This window comes from Collinsella sp. AF16-8 (assembly GCF_003462695.1).
In the GTDB taxonomy this organism is placed as follows: Bacteria; Actinomycetota; Coriobacteriia; order Coriobacteriales; family Coriobacteriaceae; genus Collinsella.
Genome location: NZ_QRXX01000001.1, coordinates 163,201 through 180,413 on the forward strand (window position 1 = coordinate 163,201; position 17,213 = coordinate 180,413).

Below are 17,213 nucleotides of genomic sequence, written 5' to 3' on the forward strand. Positions count from 1 at the left end.
TTACGTGCAGCATACTAACAACGGGAGGAATCGTGGCAAAAAAGCCCCAGGACGCTCAGCACAACCAGCACGGCAAGCATGCCCAGCGCGGCCAGCAGCAAAAGCGTGGCGGCAAGGCCCAGGGTGGCCACGCCACTCATGCCCAGGCAGCGCCCTCACGCCCCTGGCGTCCGGGCCGCGACAAGTTCCTCCCCGTCAGCCGCGCCGACATGGATGCGCGCGGCTGGGACCAGTGCGACTTTGTCTACATTTGCGGCGACGCCTACGTGGACCACCCTAGCTTTGGTATGGCCATCGTCAGCCGCGTACTCGACGCGCACGGCTACAAAGTGGGCATCATCTGCCAGCCCGACTGGACCGACCCCGCCAGCATCACGGTGCTCGGCGAGCCGCGCCTGGGCTTTCTCGTCAGTGCCGGCAACATGGACTCCATGGTCAACCACTATTCGGTGACCAAGCACCGCCGCCACACCGACGCCTATACCCCCGGTGGCGAGGAGGGGCACCGCCCCAATCGTGCCGTCACGGTCTACGGCAACCTCATCCGCCAGACGTTCAAGGACGCCCCCATCATCATCGGCGGCATCGAGGCGAGTCTGCGCCGCCTGGCCCACTACGACTACTGGCAGGATAAGCTCAAGCGCTCGGTGCTGCTCGATTCGGGCGCCGACATCCTCATCTACGGCATGGGCGAGCACGCGATCGTCGAGATCGCCGATGCGCTCGACGCGGGCCTGCCCATCGATCAGATCACCTATATCAACGGCACCGTCTACCGCACCAGCTCGCTCGACGAGGTCTACGACTACGACCTGCTGCCCAGCTGGGACGACCTTGCCGCCGATAAGCTCAACTACGCGCGCAGCTTTAACGTGCAGCAGCAGAACATGGACCCCATCACCGGGCATCGCCTGGTAGAACCCTACCCCAACAGCGTCTATGTGGTGCAGAACCCGCCGTCCGCGACGCTTACCACCGACGAGATGGACGAGGTGGCCGAACTCCCCTACGCACGCGATTGGCATCCCGATTACGACGCAGCGGGCGGCGTGCCGGCTTTTGCCGAGATCAAGTTTTCAATCAGCTCCAACCGCGGGTGCTTTGGTGAGTGCTCGTTTTGCGCGCTGACCTTCCACCAGGGCCGCGTGCTGCAGATGCGCAGCCACGACTCGATCATGCGCGAGGCCGAGCTGCTCACACACGACCCCGAGTTTAAGGGCTACATCAACGATGTGGGCGGACCGACGGCCAACTTTAGCCGCCCGGCCTGCGACAAGCAGCTCAAACATGGCGTGTGCAAGAACAAGCGCTGCCTATGGCCGAGCGTGTGTAAGAACATGGTGGTCGACGAGAGCGGCTACACGCAGCTGCTGCGCGACCTGCGCCAGCTGCCGGGCGTCAAGAAGGTCTTCGTCCGCAGCGGCATCCGTTTTGACTACACCATGGCTGATGCCTCGGACGAGTTTTTGCGCGAGCTGCTGGAGCACCATGTCTCGGGCCAGCTACGCGTGGCGCCCGAGCATGTGAGCGACGCGGTGCTCTCCGTGATGGGCAAGCCGAGCCGCGCCGTCTACGACGCGTTCTGTCGCAAATTTGAGCGCTTGAACCGTGAATACGGACTCAAGCAGTACGTGGTTCCGTACCTGATCTCGAGCCACCCCGGCTCGACGATGAAGGAAGCGGTGGAGCTTGCCGAGGCTGTGCGCGACATGGGCTACATGCCCGAGCAGGTGCAGGACTTCTACCCCACCCCGTCCACCATGTCGACCTGCATGTACTACACCGGCGTGGACCCGCGCACCATGGAGCCGATCTATGTAGCGCGCGACCCGCACGAGAAGGCCATGCAGCGCGCGCTCATCCAGTATCGCAAGCCCGAGAACTACAAGCTCGTGCGCGAGGCGCTGGAAAAAGCCGGGCGTCGTGACCTGATCGGCTACACCAAGCATTGCCTGATCCGTCCCGTACCGCCGCGCCCGGGCGAGACGTCTGCTGGCGGTGGGCATGGCACCGGCAAGAAGGGCGGCAAGCCGCACGGTGACGCCGGCGCTGGCAAGGGGCCTAAGGGCAGCAAGGGTCACGGCGGCATGTCGCGCGCGCAGAACACCGCAGGCCGCAACCGCGCAGCTCAGGGGCGTCAGGGTGCCAACGGAGGCGGTCGCCGCAACTAGCGAAGTGGTGCACTCGCTGCGTCCATCCCACACGCTTGGCGCAGCGAGCGCATTGCCTCCACCAGGATCACGCCGGCGATCGCGACCGTGATTATCACGTCGAGCGGCGTGTTCACAAACCACAGCAGGCCCATGAGGTACGACCCGGCGTTAAAGGCAAAGTGCAGCAGAATCGTGTAGCGGAGCTTTCCGGTGGTCACGAGCACCCAGCCAAAGACCAGACCGGCGGCGCCGGCGTAGCAGCCCTGCACCCAGTTCATATGCATAAAGCCAAAGACCGCCGCCTGCAGCACAATTGCCGCGGCGATACCCCACGTGCTCGGGGCCGCCCAAGGCACCATGGCGCCGTCCTGCGCACCCGCACGACGCCGGCGCTTCCAGAGCGGACGGCACTGCGGGTTAAATGCTCGGAGCGAAAACTCAAAAATGATGCCGCGCACCAGCAACTCCTCGCAAAACGGAGCGCCGAGCACCGTGGTCAGGACGGCCAGGTAGCTCGTGTCGCCCATGCCTGTTTCCTCGACAAGTTCACTGTAGTCGGCCGCGACCTCGGGCAACAGCGACAGCACGGCGTCGGTCACGTAGCCAACGACCACCTGCAGGGCAAGGCCGATCACGATAACGCAGGCGATGCGCCTCCATGCTTTGCCTGCTCCCCCGCCAAGCGGGCGCTCGCCCTGCCAGCGCGTCATAAACGAGCGCGGCCACAGATAACGCCACCACAGCAGCGCCATCAAAAACGACGCCATCTGCGCGGCAGCCTGAAGCAATTGAATATCGAGGTCGTCAATCGAAAAGCCCATGAAAACCGATGCGACGCCCAGAGCGGAGAACAAAACCACGCTCAGAGCGATATCGGCAGCGACGACGCCAAAACAGGCAAGCGCCCAAACCAGCGCATTGAGCATGCCAACCTCCTCCCGACGGGTAGTCATATAAGAACGTCCCCAACGACTAGTCATTGGGGACGTTCTTCAACGACCAGCCGTTGGGGACAGTCTTTGCCAAAGGCCCCGTTGGGCGAGATGTCGAACGGGAAGGTGCCGCAGCGATTGAACGCGGCGATAAACATGCGGATGGCGTTGGACGGCGTGGTGCCCACGAGCTGGGTTGCCGCCGCGAAGGCTGCCTTCTCCTCGGGCAAGACCTTCGCGACAACCGGGGTCATGTGTTCTGCCATGGCGCTTCCTTTTTGAAACGACGGTGGTGCGGATAGATGCGGGCCACGCGGCTGGGCGACGGGCTGTGAAGGCAACCCGATTGGCCCGCATCCGGAGTTTGTTTCTGCGGCGTTGGTATTACTTGGTATTTCTAAGTATTACCCCACAGATAGAATACCACACCCGACCCCATGGGGACGGAGGAAAACGGATCATTTTGTTGCTGAGTTAGTATTTAGAGCGTGATGATGTCCGAGATATTGAGGACCTGAGCGTCGACGGCATCGTGCGTAGCAAGCAACAGCATGCGACCGTCGAGCAAGTCGAGCACGACCTCGGCGCATGCGTCGCGCGCAGCGGTATCTAGACCGGTAAAGGGCTCGTCCAGAATCACCGCGTCGCCTGGGCACAGCAGGGCTCGGGCGATCTCGACGCGACGACGTTGCCCACCCGAGAGCTCGGCCACGCGAGCATGCAAATCGACCCCCGGCACCAACAGGCGCAGCAGGGCCGCGGCACCCGAGGCGTCCACGCGCGCGTCGGCGCACACCAGCACGTTTTCCAAAGCCGAAACGTCCTCAACCAAGCGCACGTCCTGAAACACCATGGAGCACGGCGCGCACTCCCCCGCAGCCAGCGCAAGCAACGTCGACTTGCCCACACCCGAGGCGCCCATCACGCAGGCGCGCCCACCGGCGGGCACACGGAGTGTCAGTCCATCGAGCGCCGGAGCCCAGGGCACCCGCTCGCCCACGGCGAGCGCAAGCTCCGCCGCAGCGCCGCCCCCGGCAGCCCTCGCACGCCCGCGAGCGCCGCGCCCATGCGCACGCACGGCCACGCGCCACGCCACGGGTCCCGAAACCCGCAGCAGCCACACCAGCACGCGCTCACACGCCCACGAGGCGGCAACGACCAGCACGGTCCACGCCAGCAGATCAGCCGTCTCGATCAAAAGCTTCGCCTGATAGATGCGCTCACCCACGGTGCCCACCGCCATGCCGATGAGCTCGGCTGCCACGCCGGCCTTCCAGCTCATGCCAATCACGGCACGCGCACACGAAAGCACAAACGGCAGGACTTCGCGCCAGGTATGGGCGCAAAACAGTCGCCAGCCGCGCACGCCATGCAGACGGAACATCTGCTCCAGCGGTTTATTCACCTGTGCCAAGCCCTCGGCCAGCGAAAAATACACGCCCGGCAGCGCCATCAAAAAGACTGCCGCGATGCTCACGCGCGCCGACCCCAGCCAGATTAGCAACAGGACCACCACGCAGGCGACCGGTGTCGCCTTTACAAACGACAGCGCCGGAGCCACCAGGTGCGCAAACGCCCGCGAACGTGACGAAATCCCGGCAAGCACACCAACACACACCGCGGCAAGCGCCAGCCCGCCCAGTATCCGCGCGCCCGAGCCCGCCAAAATCGCCCAGGTACCGCCATCGCACACCAGGCGCAGAAGCGCCAAGGCAACAGCACCCGGCCCCGGCAAGATCAGCGGCTGCGCCACCAGCGACGCCGCAAAGATCCACACGGCAAGCCAAAAGGCGGCGACGGCACCCACTGCCGCCACCGCCTTCGCACGCTCAGTCATGTGTCGAGCAAACGCACGCACGGGCTACTCCATGTAGTAAAAATCGTCAGCCGGGAGCTTACCGCCCACGGCACTCGCGTCCGCATCGGCCAGCACCTGCAGGTACCCACCGAGCGCCGCCTTCATATCTTTCCCCGTCTGGCACACGAGCATGCACCCGGGAATCGCCTTTTCGGCAATCGAGGCGTTATCGACGATACCCGCATCGACCACCGCCTGAGCCCAGTCCGCCGGTGCCGCGTTTACGGCCTCAACGCTCGCCGCATGGCAGCTTAAGAACTCCGCCACAGCCTCGGGATGCTCCTCGGCAAAGGCACGGCGCACCACGGTCACGCCCGTCAGCAAACGGGAGCCCGTGTCACCCGCGAGCTCGTCCCACACATCGGTCAGGCTCACCGGTGCCGACAGCTTGCCCTCGCTCTTGGCGATGGCAGCGGTCTTGAATGGCTCCGGTAGCACGCCCACGGCGGACGGGTCGGCAAGCAGGGCCGACAGCACCTCGGCGGGTTCGCTCTTAAACTCAAGCGCCACCTGGCCAGTCAGACCTGCGCGCTCCAGCAGATAGTTCATGACGTACTCCGGCGTGGTGCCCTTGCCCGTCATATAGACGGTGCGACCCGCCAGGTCGGCAAACGAGGTCACGCCCGCGTCGCCCGTCACCACGCTCAGCACGCCGAGCGTATTGATGTCGATGACCTGCACCGCGCCCTCGGTCTTGTTGTAGAGCACGCTCGCCACGTTGGCGGGCACCAGGGCAATATCGACATCGCCCTGAATGACCTTGGGCACGATCTCGTCGGCAGCGGCGCTGATCGCAAAGTCGAACTCGTTATCCGTCTCGCCACGCGCCGCCTGGTCCATAAACTGCACCAGACCGATCGACGTCGGCCCCTTGAGCGAGGCGACGTGCACCTCGACCGACTCGGCGGCAGCGCCGCTCGGCGCAGACCCGGCAGAGCCCGCAGAGGAGCCCGCCCCCGCAGCCCCGCCGCTGCAGCCAGCCAACGCAAGCGACAGCACGCCCGCGGCAAGCGCCGAGGCAAACCCTCGGCGCGAAAGCTCAAATTCAAACGCGCGCATCGTTAGCACATCCCTTCGTTAGGCATCGTCCAGGCGTGGTGGTCAGCGTGCAACAGCTCCTCGGCCAGCGGCGAGAGCGGCGCACCCAAAAACTCGCGGTAGCACGCCCGAACATCGGGGTTCTCGTGCGAGAAGCGAATGTCGGCCGCCGCATCGAGGCCCCAGAGCACCTGGCCGCGCTCTTCCGCCAGCTCGCAGCCGTCATGGATGGGCTGACCACCGCCACCGACGCAACCGCCCGGACACGCCATGACCTCGACGAAGTCGTAGCTCACACGGCCGTCGCGAATCGCGTCAAGCAGACGTGCCGCGTTGCCCAATCCGTGTGCCACGGCGACACGCACTTTGGTGCCATCGATATCGGCAACGGCCTCCTTCCAGCCATCGAGCCCGCGCACGTCGGTAAAGAAATCTGCATTGGGGTTCTTACCCGTCACCAGGTAATACGCCGAGCGCACGGCGGCCTCCATCACGCCGCCCGTGGCGCCAAAAATCACGCCCGCGCCCGTGCCAAAGCCCAGCGGCGTATCGAGCGGCTCCTCGACCAGTGTGTCGACGCTCACGTGGCTCGCGCGGATCATGCGTACCATCTCGCGCACCGTCAGTGCAACGTCCACGTCGGGCGCACCGTCCTCGCCCACCATGCTCGGCAGCGCGCACTCGGCCTTTTTGGCCGTGCACGGCATCACGGACACCACAAACAGGCGCTCGGGCTCCACGCCCAGCACCTTGGCGTAGTAGGTCTTGGCGATGGCGCCGAACATCTGCTGCGGCGACTTTGACGTGGACAGGCTGTCGACAAACTCGGGGTAACGTGCCTTCACAAAGCGCACCCAGCCCGGGCAGCAGCTCGTGAACATGGGCCAGCCGCGGCTATCGCCCTCGCCCTTGGCGGCGGCGCCCAGGCGCTCGATCAGCTCGGAGCCCTCCTCCATAATGGTGAGGTCGGCCGAGAAATCGGTGTCGAACACGTACTCAAAGCCCACGCGGCGCAGCGCGCAGGCCAGGCGCTCAACGGTGGCATCCTCGCGCGGAATACCGAGCTCCTCACCCCAGGCGGTGCGCACGGCCGGCGCTATCTGCACCAGCACGATCTTATCGGGATCGGCGAGAGCATCAAACACGGTCTCGGTGTCGTCGCGCTCGCGCAGCGCGCCCGTCGGGCAATGCGTGATGCACTGGCCGCATGCGACACAATCAGTCTTGCCGATGGGCGCGCGCCCGCGGGTACCCACGGCGGTGTGCGTGGCTCGGCTGGTCAGGTCCCAAATCCCTAGGCCTTGCACGTTCTCGCACACCTTGATGCAGCGCATGCATTTAATGCACTTGTCGTTTTCGCGGATGATGGGGAAATCGAAGTCCCAGCCCTCGCCCGCCAAATGCCTTTGATACGGCAGATAGAAAATGCCCAGGTCGTTGGCGATGGTCTGCAGGTTGCAGTTACCGCTGCGCACGCAGCTCGTACAGCGCGAGTCGTGCTGGGACAGCAGCAGCTGCACGTTGGTGCGACGCGCCTCGCGGGCCTTGGGGCTGTTGGTGTGGACCACCATGCCGTCGAGTACGTAGTTGTTGCAGGCGGCAACCAGCTGGTCGCAGCCCTCAACCTCGACCACGCACACACGGCAGCCGCCGATCTCGTTCAGATCGCGCAGATAGCACAGGGTGGGAATCTGGATGCCGACGGACTTGGCCGCATCCAGGATCGTGGTGTGCTCGGGCACCACGACCTCGCAGTTATCGATCGTGAGCTTGACCATGTTGAGTGCTCCGCTTTCGGTGTTGTCGCTGACAGTGGTTTTGTTGGGCTCTACCATTCCAGGTTCCTCCCTCCGCGGAACGCGCCAAAGCCAAAGTGGTCGCAACGCAGGCAGCGGCTTGCCTCCTGGCGTGCCTCTTCCTCGGTAAGGCCCTGCTCGACCAGATTCCAATCGCGGATGCGCTCGCCGGCCTCGCGCTCGCCCAGCTCGCAGCGGCCGCACTCGTGCTTGCCCTTAAACTGCACGGTCGGCAGCTCAACGTCGAGCTTGATCTTGTGGTCGAAGCCCAGGTAGCGGTCGATATTTGCCGAAGCAACGCGGCCGGCGTTGATGGCCCGGATGACGGTGGCGGGACCGGTCTGGCAGTCGCCGCCGCTAAAGAGGCCGTCGAAGTTGGGCACGGCGCCATCCGAATCGGTGACGACGCGACCCCACTTGCAGACGATGCCCATGTCCTCAAACGGCTTGGAATCGATGTCCTGGCCAATGGCCACGAACACGCGCTCGCAGGGAATGACGCGCTCGGGCGTCGCGGCGGCACGCGGGGCCGGACGACCGCGACGGGGCTCGCCGATAATCTGCGGCTGCACGCGCAGGCCGCTCACGCGACCGTCCTCGCCCGTCTCGATGGCGAGCGGCGCCGTCAGCTCCAGAACCTCGCAGCCCTCGGCCTGGGCACCGGCAATCTCGGCGTCCTGAGCCGTCATATCGCAGATGCGGCGGCGGTAGACAATGCTCACCTTTTCGGCACCGCAGCGCACGGCAGAGCGCGCCACGTCCATGGCCACGTTGCCGCCGCCGATGACGCACACGCGCTGGCCGCTCAGGTCGGGCAGCTCGTCGTCACCGATGGCGCGCAGCATCTTGACGGCCGACTCCACGCCGAGCGCCTCTTCGCCCGGAAGGCCGAGCTTCTTATCGCTGTGGGCGCCAATGGCGAGGTAGACGGCATCGAACTCGTCGCGCAGGCGGGCAAGCTCCTCGCCGTTGACGGAGTGGTCGAGTTCCACGTCGATGCCGGCGCTCAAGATCCAGTCGATCTCGGCCTGCAGGCGCTCGCGCGGCAGACGGTAGCTGGGAATGCCGTAGCGCAGCATGCCGCCCAGGTGGTGGCGCTGCTCAAAGATGGTCACCTTATGGCCCATCACGGCCAGGTAGTAGGCACAGGAAAGGCCGGCCGGGCCGCCGCCGATCACGGCGACGCGCTTGCCGGTGTTGTCCACTACATGGGGCTTGTGGTCGTTGAGGTCACTGTGCTCGACGGCAAAACGCTTGAGGGCGAGGATGTTCATGGGGTCGTCGACCATGCCACGGCGGCAGTGCATCTCGCAGGGATGCTCGCACACCAGGCCGCAGACGAGCGGCAGCGGATTGTTCTTGCGGATGACCTTGACGGCGTCGGCATAGCGGCCGGCCTCGACCAGCGAAATGTACCCGGGAATGTCGACGTGCGCCGGGCAGCCCGAAACGCACGGGACGCGGGCCTCGCGGTCAAAGCCGCAGGAGTGCTCGCGGATGTGATGCTCAAAATCGTCGCGGAAGCCGCGAATGGCCGTGAGTGCCATGGCGCCAGCTTCGTAGCCGATGGCGCAGTCGCTCGAAAGGTAGATGGTGCGGGCCGTGCGCTCAATCAAGTTGAGCGTGGACTCGTCGGCGCGCCCTTCGAGCACATCGGCGAGCAGGTCGCTCAGCGCGCTCAGGCCCACACGGCAGGGTGTGCACTTGCCGCAGCTCTGGGTGGAGCACAGGTTAACGAGCGCTGCCGTAAACTCAACGGGACACGGGGCGAGCGAACTCACCGCCAGACGGCGTCCGAGCGCATCGTGCAGGTCGTCCATGACGGCCTGAGCGTGGCTGCGTTCCATTACGTGCAGTCGAGCCATAAGATCCCCTCTCACATGGCAGCCCGGAGGCGAGACCGAGCGAAGTTGCTACACGCACAACACTGACCTATAAAATTGTTTGGCAGCGACACGGTTCGGCAGGCGGTATGAAACGTCGTCCTTAGCGGTGAAAACGAGCATTTCCGCAGATAAATGCCATATTTGATAAAACGCGTTACCAATGACAATGCCCCGTCCACGCAATCACGTGGACGGGGCATTGCTCTAGGTATGCGGTCAGCGACCCTGTTGCTTTTACTTAAGCTCGGGCCAGTAACCCTTGTTGGCCTCGATCATGTCGTCGAGAACCTCCTTGGCGACCTTCATCGAAGGCACGGTCTTGTTGAGCGTAAAGGCCTTGAGTGCCTTCTCGTACGAACCCTCGATCGTAGCCTCGACCACGAGCTTCTCGGAGTTCAGCTGCTGCATCATGAGGCCCTGCTGGAACAGAGGAATGTTGTCGCGGCTGATGACCTCGGGGCCGTTCTTGCCAATGTAGGCAGGCAGCTCGACCATGGCGTCGTAAGGCATGTTAGGGATAGCGCCCTTGTTCTCGCAAATGACCAGGAAGCGCTGCTTGGTATCGTTCTTCAGAGCGATGGCCAGGTCGGCAATCCAGTCGCCGTGGCTGCCCGCATAGAACGTGCTCTCGTCGATCTCGCCCGTCTTCTCGTAATGGTCGATGCCGTCGAAGAGGTTCTTCTCGCGCGTTTCCTCAACCTCGTTAGCACGGGTGCGCTCGGGGTTGGAATGCTCGACGAACTCCTTCTGCTGCAGGTAGTAGTTCAGATACGTGTTGGGCAGGTACTCCGGGAAGCACTCCATGATCTCGTACTCGCCCTTCCAGACGTAGTACCAGCTGCCCTTGGTGTGGCGGTTCTGCTCGGGGTGCTCGTCGGTGGCCTCCTCAGGCTTCTTGGACATCAGCGAGCTCATGCCCTTGAGGTAGGAATCGGGCAGCAGAATCTCATGCTCCTTGATGTACTCGCGCAGCTGCGGGAGCACCTCCTCGCCCTTGTGGCGGATCGAGGTGAACCAACCAAAGTGGTTGAGACCAAAGTAATCGTACTCGACATCCTTCTTGTCGATATCGAGCGCGGCGCAAACCACGTCGATAATCGCGATCGGCATGTCGCAGATGTTGATGATGCGAGCGTTGGGACGCAGGACGCGGCAGCCCTCGGAGACGATGGCGGCAGGGTTGGAGTAGTTAAGAATCCAGTAGTCCTTCTTGGCATACTTCTCAACGTCATCGATCAGCTCGACCATGGGGAAGATGGTGCGCATGCCGTAGGCAAGGCCGCCGCAACCGCAGGTCTCCTGACCCACGCAGCCGTGGCGCAGCGGAATCTTCTCGTCCTGCTCGCGCATGGCGTAGCCGCCCACGCGCATCTGGGCAAACACGAAGCTCGCGTCGGTAAAGGCGGTCTCCTTATCGGTGGTCACCGTGAGCTTGATGTCCAGGCCGAGGTCCTCGTGCAAAATCCAGTCCACGAGCACGCCGATCTTGCGCTGGCGCTCCTCGTTGATGTCGTACAGACGAATCTCGTCAACATCGAGCTCGTCCTTGCGCAGGGCGATGGACTTGACGATGCCGGGGGTAAAGGTGGATCCGCCACCACACAGAGTAATGATCATTGTTTACTGCTCCTTCTCAATTGCGTTTTCGACCTTGTCACGCATCTCGGCAACTTTCATGCCAAAGATGATCTGGATATTGTTGCCATTGCGGTTGATGCCGCTGTTGGGCACGTGGTTGATAAGGTCCTCATTGATGAGGTCCGGGTTCTTAACGTTCACGCGGAGACGCGTAAAGCAGTTCTCGAGCTCCTCGATGTTGTCCTTGCCACCAAGACCTGCGACCAGGTCGGCAATACCTGCATCGACGCCCTCTGCGGGGGCCGCGGCAACAGCGCCCTGCTTCACCGCGACAGACGCGGCGGCCTCGCCCTCGGCAACGGACTCAGCAAGCTCGGACTCCTCCTCGCGACCAGGCGTGTGGAGGTTGAGCTTCTTAATAAGGAAGGTGAAGAGGAAGAAGTACAGAGCGGCGTTGACGACTCCAAGCACCAGCATAACCGGCCAGTTGGTCTTATCGACACCGAGGACCAGGTTGGAGACCACGATGTTGATGATGCCGCCTGCAGTCGAAGCGGGCACGGAGAGGACCTTGAGCAGGACCAGGAAGATGCCGGACAGAACCGAGTGAACGACAAAGAGCACAGGAGCGGCAAAGACAAAGAGGAAGTCCATGGGCTCGGTCACGCAGGAGAGCACAGCGGTGATGATCAGCGGGATGATAACGGCCTTGGTCTTATCCTTGTTCTGCTTGTAGGCGGTGAAGATAAAGGCGAGACCGATACCGATGTAGGGCCACAGGTTGTTGAAGGTGTAGCTGTTGAAGTAGGTGCTATCGGAGAAGGGCTGGCCCGTCATTGCCATCTCGGCGACACGGATGGGATAGGCGCCGGCGATAACCTGATCACCCAGCGTAAGGGTGCCGCCCACATCGGAGAACTGGAACGGGGTGTAGATGAGGTGGTGCAGACCGGTGGGAACGAGCAGCTTGTTGAGCATGCCGTAGATGAACAGACCGATGTTGCCCGACTCCTTAATGATGCCGGCAACGGAGGAGATGGCACCCTGAACCGGAGGCCAAACGATGCAGAAGCCAGCGCCCATGATCCAGGAGATGATGATCATGATCAGGAACGGGAAGCGAACGCCCGAGAACATCGAAAGAGCAATGGGGAACTGCTTGTTCGAGTACTTGTTGAACACGGCACCGGTGATGCAGCCCAGGATAATGCCGCCGAACACGCCGGTATCGAGCACCTGGATGCCCATAACGGTGGCCTGGCCGGTTCCGGTAAGGCCGAGCATGCCGCTCGCTTCGGCAAGAGAGCCGGTGGCGTTGAGCACGATGTTATTGGCCTGCAGGAACAGGAAGAACGACATCAGGGCGATCAGCGAAGCATGGCCCTTGTTCTTCTTTGCCATGGCGCCGGCGATGCCCACGCAGAACAGAATCGAGAGGTTGTTGATGATAAACATCAGCGACTGATAGACAACAGCGCCCACAAGCTGGAACGGACCGGAGCCCAGCACAGGAATCACGGCGCAGATGGTCTTGTTGGTCAGAATAATGCCCACGATGAGCAGGATGCCGGCAACCGAGAGATACATCATCGGCTGAACGATCGACTTCGCGAACACCTCCAACGGCGCTTTGAAATTGAACTTCTTTTTTGCGGTCATAGCGGTACTCCCCTTCCTTTTCCGCAAATTGAGATAGGTGTGCCCTAGACAAGACCGTGAGCCTTGCCTTATATCAATCGATGTGTGGGCACGTTATGCCTAGAGACCAGGTTCTCCAAGCAGGTTAACAATGTGATATGCGAGATAACTCTTCTCGGCATCGGTAACGACAACGTTATAGGTAGACGCCAACTGGTCGGCAATTGACTCCGCGCACGAGAACGCCCTCGGATACGCCGTTTCATCGATACGGAACAGCGCGTCGCCATTGACCTGCCCCGCCGCGGGATCGAGCGCTCGCTGCGCAAAAAACTGCAGATGGCGAACGAAACGCTCGTACGGCAACGAGGTGACGTCAAGGGTCGTGGCATAGTGCTCGGAAACAATCGCGAGCACGTCGCGAACAAGCTGGACCGAAACAATCAGACGGTCAGAGCGCTGCGGCATGGTGGCGTTGACGATATGCAGCGTAATAAAACCCTGCTCTTCTTCGCTCATCTGGATGCCCATATACTCCTTGATAATCTGCAGCGCACGGCCCGCAAGCGCGTACTCCTTGCGATAGAACTGCTGGATCTCGAGCAGCAACGGATTCTCACAGGGAACGCCCTTGCGCTCGCGCTCGAGGGCGAGGCTGATATGGTCTGCGAGAGCAATGAGAATCTTGTCGTTGATATCAACATTGAGCTCTCGACGGAGCATCTGAACAATGTCCTCGGCAATCACGAGGTTGACGGTGGGGATGGACTCCAAAAGATGTGCCAAGCGGTCAATCGTGCGCGAATCCTGAGAAGTGCCCTCCTGCAGCGCATAGGTCTTTTCGACCGATGCCTCATCGATAGCGTCGCCGGCATGGCGGCCAAAGCAGAGGCCTCGGCCGATGACGATGAGCTCGGAGCCATCGTCCGAAGTGACCATTGCGACGTTATTGTTGAAAACTCGCTTGATAACCACGGTACCCACCACAAGAATTTACTCGGAAAGCCAGACGACAGGCTCTTTAACAGCAACAGGGCCGGAAGCATGCTCACGAAGAGTCGAGTTCTCCGAGCGCTCGCACACGATAACGAAGACCGTGGGATCGAAGCCGGCGGCGCGGACCGCGTCAAAATCGACCTCGACGAGGGGCTGGCCCGCGTCGACATGGTCACCCTGGGCAACAAGCGCATGGAAGCCCTTGCCCTCAAGTTTAACAGTGTCGATTCCGATATGCAGCATCACCTGAGCAGAGCTGTCGTCGGACATGATGCCCAGCGCGTGCTCAGTCGGAAACAGCGCCGCGACGGTGCCGGAAACAGGAGCGCACACCGTTCCCTCTTGAGGAACCACGGCAACGCCATCGCCCACGGCACGGCTGCTAAAAGCGGGATCATTGGTTTTTTCTAGGTGAACAAGCTCGCCGGAAACAGGAGCGAGGATTTCGAACTCGGAGGTTGCAGTCTTCTGCTCATCCGAACCGCCCATCAGGCGAGAAAAGAAACCCATGGTGGCATGTCCCTTCATAAATATAGCCCAACCAAAATCAAGCGAATGCGTCCATAGAGACACACCCGTTCAAAGACTTTGGTTAGGCCCACGTCCGAGGGACTCGGTAACCTTCCGCATTTCTTTTTACGGGAGCTATTGTAGACAAGCCCAAAGCCAGAACAATCATTATGACCGGTGAACGGTATTTATTCTCCGATAAACGGTATTTAGGCAGCACTTGGGGACGTTCCTTTTCTGCCGGCACCCAGGGACACTCCTCGCTCTGGTGCAAAGGGGTGGTGCAAAGTAACCTGACCCCCTTGCACCAAAAAGGGCCCCGAGCGTAGTTGCTCGGGGCCCTTGGCTCACCTCGCTCTAGCGGGCGACGCGTATGCTACTTGCGCTTGCCGCCGCCGTCGCCGGGGCGACGGGAGCTGCCGCCGCGCTTGCCGCCGCGGCTGTTACCATAGCTGCCACGGTTATCGCGACCGCCGGCGCGGCCGCCACGGGAGCCGGCCTGGTTACCGCCGCGGCCGCCACGGTAGCCGCCGCGACGATCCTCGCGGGTATCGTCGTAGTTGCGCCAGTCATCGCGACGATCGCGGCTGGCACGCGGATCGCGACGATCGCGCGACTCGTTAGAACGGCCAGCGCCGCTGCGGCTGCCGTTACCGCGAGCACCCTCGCGGCGCTCGCCACCACGGCCGCCGCGCTCTTCAAAGCGCTTGCCGCCACGGGATTCAACGCCGTGGGCGCTACGCTCACCGCGGCCTTCGCCGCCGCGACGCTCGTCACGGCCGCCGCGCTCGCCATCGCGACCGGAACGACGACGATCGCCCGAGCCGCGCTTGCCGCCGCGTGAACCACGGCCCTCGTCCTCGCGCTCAACACGACGACGACCGCCACGGTCCTCGTCCTCGCGGCGACGGCGATGCGCCTCGCCCTGGAACTGCTTGGCACGGCGCTCGGCACGGTTGCCGTGCGGGGCCTGCTCGGCGGCAGTAGCACCGCCGCGCTCCTCGGCAGCCATCTCGCGGGCCACGCTCTCCACGGCCTCGTCCACGCGAGCCTGAACGCCCTCGCGCACGCGGGTCTTACCGCCGCGCTTGGGACGGCTCGGACGCTCGCTGTCGCCACGACGCTCGTCGCGGCCGCGGTTGGAACGACCGGCCACATCGCCGTAGTCATCGCCGTTGCGCTTGCCGTCGCGACGTGCCTGCTCAAGCTTCTTCTTGCTCTTGGACTTGCCGCGCTTGGTCTTCTTCTTCAACTTAAAGGCAGCAGGGTCGCGCTCGGGATCGACGGCAGGCGGGTTGGGACCAACGTGCAGGTCACCGGCCTCGTAAATGTCGGCGGTCTTGTCCATGAGCTTCTCGATCTCGTAGAACTCGTCCACATCCTGCTCGGTCACAAACGTAATGGCCCAGCCCAGCTCGCCGGCGCGGCCCGTGCGACCAATGCGGTGGATGTAGTCGGTCGGCTCGGCCGGCACATCAAAGTTCACGACGTAGCGCACGTCGCTGATGTCGATGCCGCGGGCGAGCACGTCGGTCGCCACCAGTACGTCGACGGTGCCGTCGCGGAAGGCCGAAAGCGCGCGCTCGCGCTGCGCCTGGCTGCGGTTGCCGTGAATCGCGGCGGCCTTGATGCCCTTACGCTCCAGACGACGGCAGCAGCTGTCGGCGCGGTGCTTGGTGCGCATAAAGACAATAGTGCGCTCCGGGCCTTCCTTTTTGAGGAACTCGGGCAGCAGGTTGTTCTTGGCCTCGATGGACACCGGGAACACAAACTGGTCGACAGTGTCGGCGGTCGACGTAGCGGGCGCGATCTCCACGCGTGCCGGGTCGCTCACCAGGTCGGTGATCTCGCCCACAGCCTCCTCGTCGAGCGTGGCCGAGAACAGCAGCGTCTGGCGCTCGGCCGGCGTCTCGCGCACAATACGGCGAACGGCGGGCAAAAAGCCCATGTCGAGCATGCGGTCGGCCTCGTCGAGCACCAGCACCTTGACCTCGTTCAGGTGGCAGGCGCCCTGCTCGATCAGGTCGACCAGACGGCCCGGCGTGGCGACCAGGATGTCGCAGCCATACTTGAGCGCCGCGGTCTGCGGCTTGTAGCTCACGCCGCCCACGACGGTCACGGCGACATGGCCGGTGACGTCGGCGATTTTGCTCGCAACCTCGTCGATCTGCTGGGCAAGCTCGCGCGTGGGGGTAATGACGAGCATCACAGGGCCGCGGCCGTTGCCCTCGGGCTTCTTGGCACCGCGACGGCGGTTGCGGCTGCCGCGCTCGCGCACGGGTTTGGGAGGAGCGATGTGTTCCAGATTGTTCATGGTCGGCAGCAAGAAGGCGGCCGTCTTGCCGGTGCCGGTCTGAGCGGCGGCAAGCAGGTCGCGACCCTCGAGCACCACGGGAATCGAACCGGCCTGCACGGGCGTGGGCGCCGTGTAACCCAGGTTCTCGATGGCACGAAGCATCTCGTCGGAAAGGCCCAGCTCGTCAAAGGCGGGCAGGCTCTCGGTAGCGGACTCAACGGCCTCGGCGGCATTGGCCTCGTCGGCCGCGTCGAAGGCAGCCTGAGTCATGGCCTCGCGGGTCTCGTCCAGAATCTCGGCGTCGGTGACGTCGGATACAGAATTACGCATATGTTGTTATTCCTTATCTGCACGCGCAATGGACACGGCATGCGGCCGCGCGGGCGTGCTTGGTAGTGCGCTAATACATACAAAACAGGTGCGCACAGAGAGGACGTTGCTCAGCACGCTGGCGATCGCTTTGGCGGCCCTATCACGCGCCGTCCAGACGCAGCAGCTCTAAGCGATGGAGCAGATTCGCCGCCGGTTAGTA

At 63.0% G+C, this 17,213-nt stretch carries 12 protein-coding genes; 1 reads left to right on the plus strand and 11 read right to left on the minus strand.

Annotation, left to right across the window (positions count from 1 at the left end; all coding sequences use genetic code 11):
• Nucleotides 1-32: 32 nt before the first annotated feature.
• Entirely contained in the window at nucleotides 33-2,171 is a 2,139-nt protein-coding gene (locus DWW73_RS00695) for a YgiQ family radical SAM protein (RefSeq protein ID WP_233509075.1), read from the plus strand.
• Here DWW73_RS00695 and DWW73_RS00700 read toward each other — a convergent pair.
• From DWW73_RS00700 to DWW73_RS00750, 11 genes are all read right to left on the minus strand, one after another.
• Nucleotides 2,168-3,079, minus strand: coding sequence for a CPBP family intramembrane glutamic endopeptidase (locus DWW73_RS00700; protein WP_158563754.1), 912 nt, complete (start codon nucleotides 3,077-3,079; stop codon nucleotides 2,168-2,170). The genes DWW73_RS00695 and DWW73_RS00700 overlap by 4 nt on opposite strands.
• 50 nt (nucleotides 3,080-3,129) lie before the next feature.
• Nucleotides 3,130-3,351, minus strand: coding sequence for a hypothetical protein (locus DWW73_RS00705; protein WP_117778481.1), 222 nt, complete (start codon nucleotides 3,349-3,351; stop codon nucleotides 3,130-3,132).
• Between the two features lie 215 nt (nucleotides 3,352-3,566).
• Nucleotides 3,567-4,943, minus strand: a complete 1,377-nt coding sequence (locus tag DWW73_RS00710; protein ID WP_147343538.1) for an ATP-binding cassette domain-containing protein — start codon at nucleotides 4,941-4,943, stop codon at nucleotides 3,567-3,569.
• 3 nt (nucleotides 4,944-4,946) lie between these two features.
• Nucleotides 4,947-6,002, minus strand: coding sequence for an ABC transporter substrate-binding protein (locus DWW73_RS00715; protein WP_117778483.1), 1,056 nt, complete (start codon nucleotides 6,000-6,002; stop codon nucleotides 4,947-4,949).
• 2 nt (nucleotides 6,003-6,004) lie between these two features.
• On the minus strand, nucleotides 6,005-7,759 hold the full coding sequence (locus DWW73_RS00720) for a [FeFe] hydrogenase, group A (RefSeq protein WP_117778636.1): 1,755 nt from the start codon (nucleotides 7,757-7,759) through the stop codon (nucleotides 6,005-6,007).
• A gap of 50 nt (nucleotides 7,760-7,809) precedes the next feature.
• Complete coding sequence (locus tag DWW73_RS00725) at nucleotides 7,810-9,642, minus strand: NAD(P)-binding protein (protein ID WP_117778484.1); 1,833 nt, start codon at nucleotides 9,640-9,642, stop codon at nucleotides 7,810-7,812.
• Between the two features lie 255 nt (nucleotides 9,643-9,897).
• Complete coding sequence (locus DWW73_RS00730) at nucleotides 9,898-11,280, minus strand: 6-phospho-alpha-glucosidase (protein WP_117583957.1); 1,383 nt, start codon at nucleotides 11,278-11,280, stop codon at nucleotides 9,898-9,900.
• Nucleotides 11,281-11,283: 3 nt separating this feature from the next.
• Nucleotides 11,284-12,900, minus strand: coding sequence for a PTS transporter subunit EIIC (locus DWW73_RS00735; protein ID WP_117778485.1), 1,617 nt, complete (start codon nucleotides 12,898-12,900; stop codon nucleotides 11,284-11,286).
• 99 nt (nucleotides 12,901-12,999) lie between these two features.
• Nucleotides 13,000-13,854, minus strand: coding sequence for a PRD domain-containing protein (locus DWW73_RS00740; protein ID WP_117778637.1), 855 nt, complete (start codon nucleotides 13,852-13,854; stop codon nucleotides 13,000-13,002).
• Nucleotides 13,855-13,872: 18 nt separating this feature from the next.
• Nucleotides 13,873-14,385 (minus strand): PTS glucose transporter subunit IIA, encoded by a 513-nt coding sequence (locus DWW73_RS00745; RefSeq protein ID WP_158563755.1) that lies wholly within the window; start codon nucleotides 14,383-14,385, stop codon nucleotides 13,873-13,875.
• 376 nt (nucleotides 14,386-14,761) lie between these two features.
• The gene (locus DWW73_RS00750; RefSeq protein WP_117778487.1) at nucleotides 14,762-17,011 is read right to left on the minus strand and encodes a DEAD/DEAH box helicase; all 2,250 of its coding nucleotides are present in this window, start codon (nucleotides 17,009-17,011) and stop codon (nucleotides 14,762-14,764) included.
• Nucleotides 17,012-17,213: the final 202 nt, after the last annotated feature.

What these genes read in the sequence shown, in the direction of transcription:
- DWW73_RS00745 (WP_158563755.1), bottom strand. Translation starts at nt 14,385, where the DNA reads ATGGGTTTCTTTTCTCGCCTGATGGGCGGTTCGGATGAGCAGAAGACT.
- DWW73_RS00730 (WP_117583957.1), bottom strand. Translation starts at nt 11,280, where the DNA reads ATGATCATTACTCTGTGTGGTGGCGGATCCACCTTTACCCCCGGCATC.
- DWW73_RS00700 (WP_158563754.1), bottom strand. Translation starts at nt 3,079, where the DNA reads ATGCTCAATGCGCTGGTTTGGGCGCTTGCCTGTTTTGGCGTCGTCGCT.
- DWW73_RS00720 (WP_117778636.1), bottom strand. Translation starts at nt 7,759, where the DNA reads ATGGTCAAGCTCACGATCGATAACTGCGAGGTCGTGGTGCCCGAGCAC.
- DWW73_RS00705 (WP_117778481.1), bottom strand. Translation starts at nt 3,351, where the DNA reads ATGGCAGAACACATGACCCCGGTTGTCGCGAAGGTCTTGCCCGAGGAG.
- DWW73_RS00725 (WP_117778484.1), bottom strand. Translation starts at nt 9,642, where the DNA reads ATGGCTCGACTGCACGTAATGGAACGCAGCCACGCTCAGGCCGTCATG.
- DWW73_RS00715 (WP_117778483.1), bottom strand. Translation starts at nt 6,002, where the DNA reads ATGCGCGCGTTTGAATTTGAGCTTTCGCGCCGAGGGTTTGCCTCGGCG.
- DWW73_RS00735 (WP_117778485.1), bottom strand. Translation starts at nt 12,900, where the DNA reads ATGACCGCAAAAAAGAAGTTCAATTTCAAAGCGCCGTTGGAGGTGTTC.
- DWW73_RS00750 (WP_117778487.1), bottom strand. Translation starts at nt 17,011, where the DNA reads ATGCGTAATTCTGTATCCGACGTCACCGACGCCGAGATTCTGGACGAG.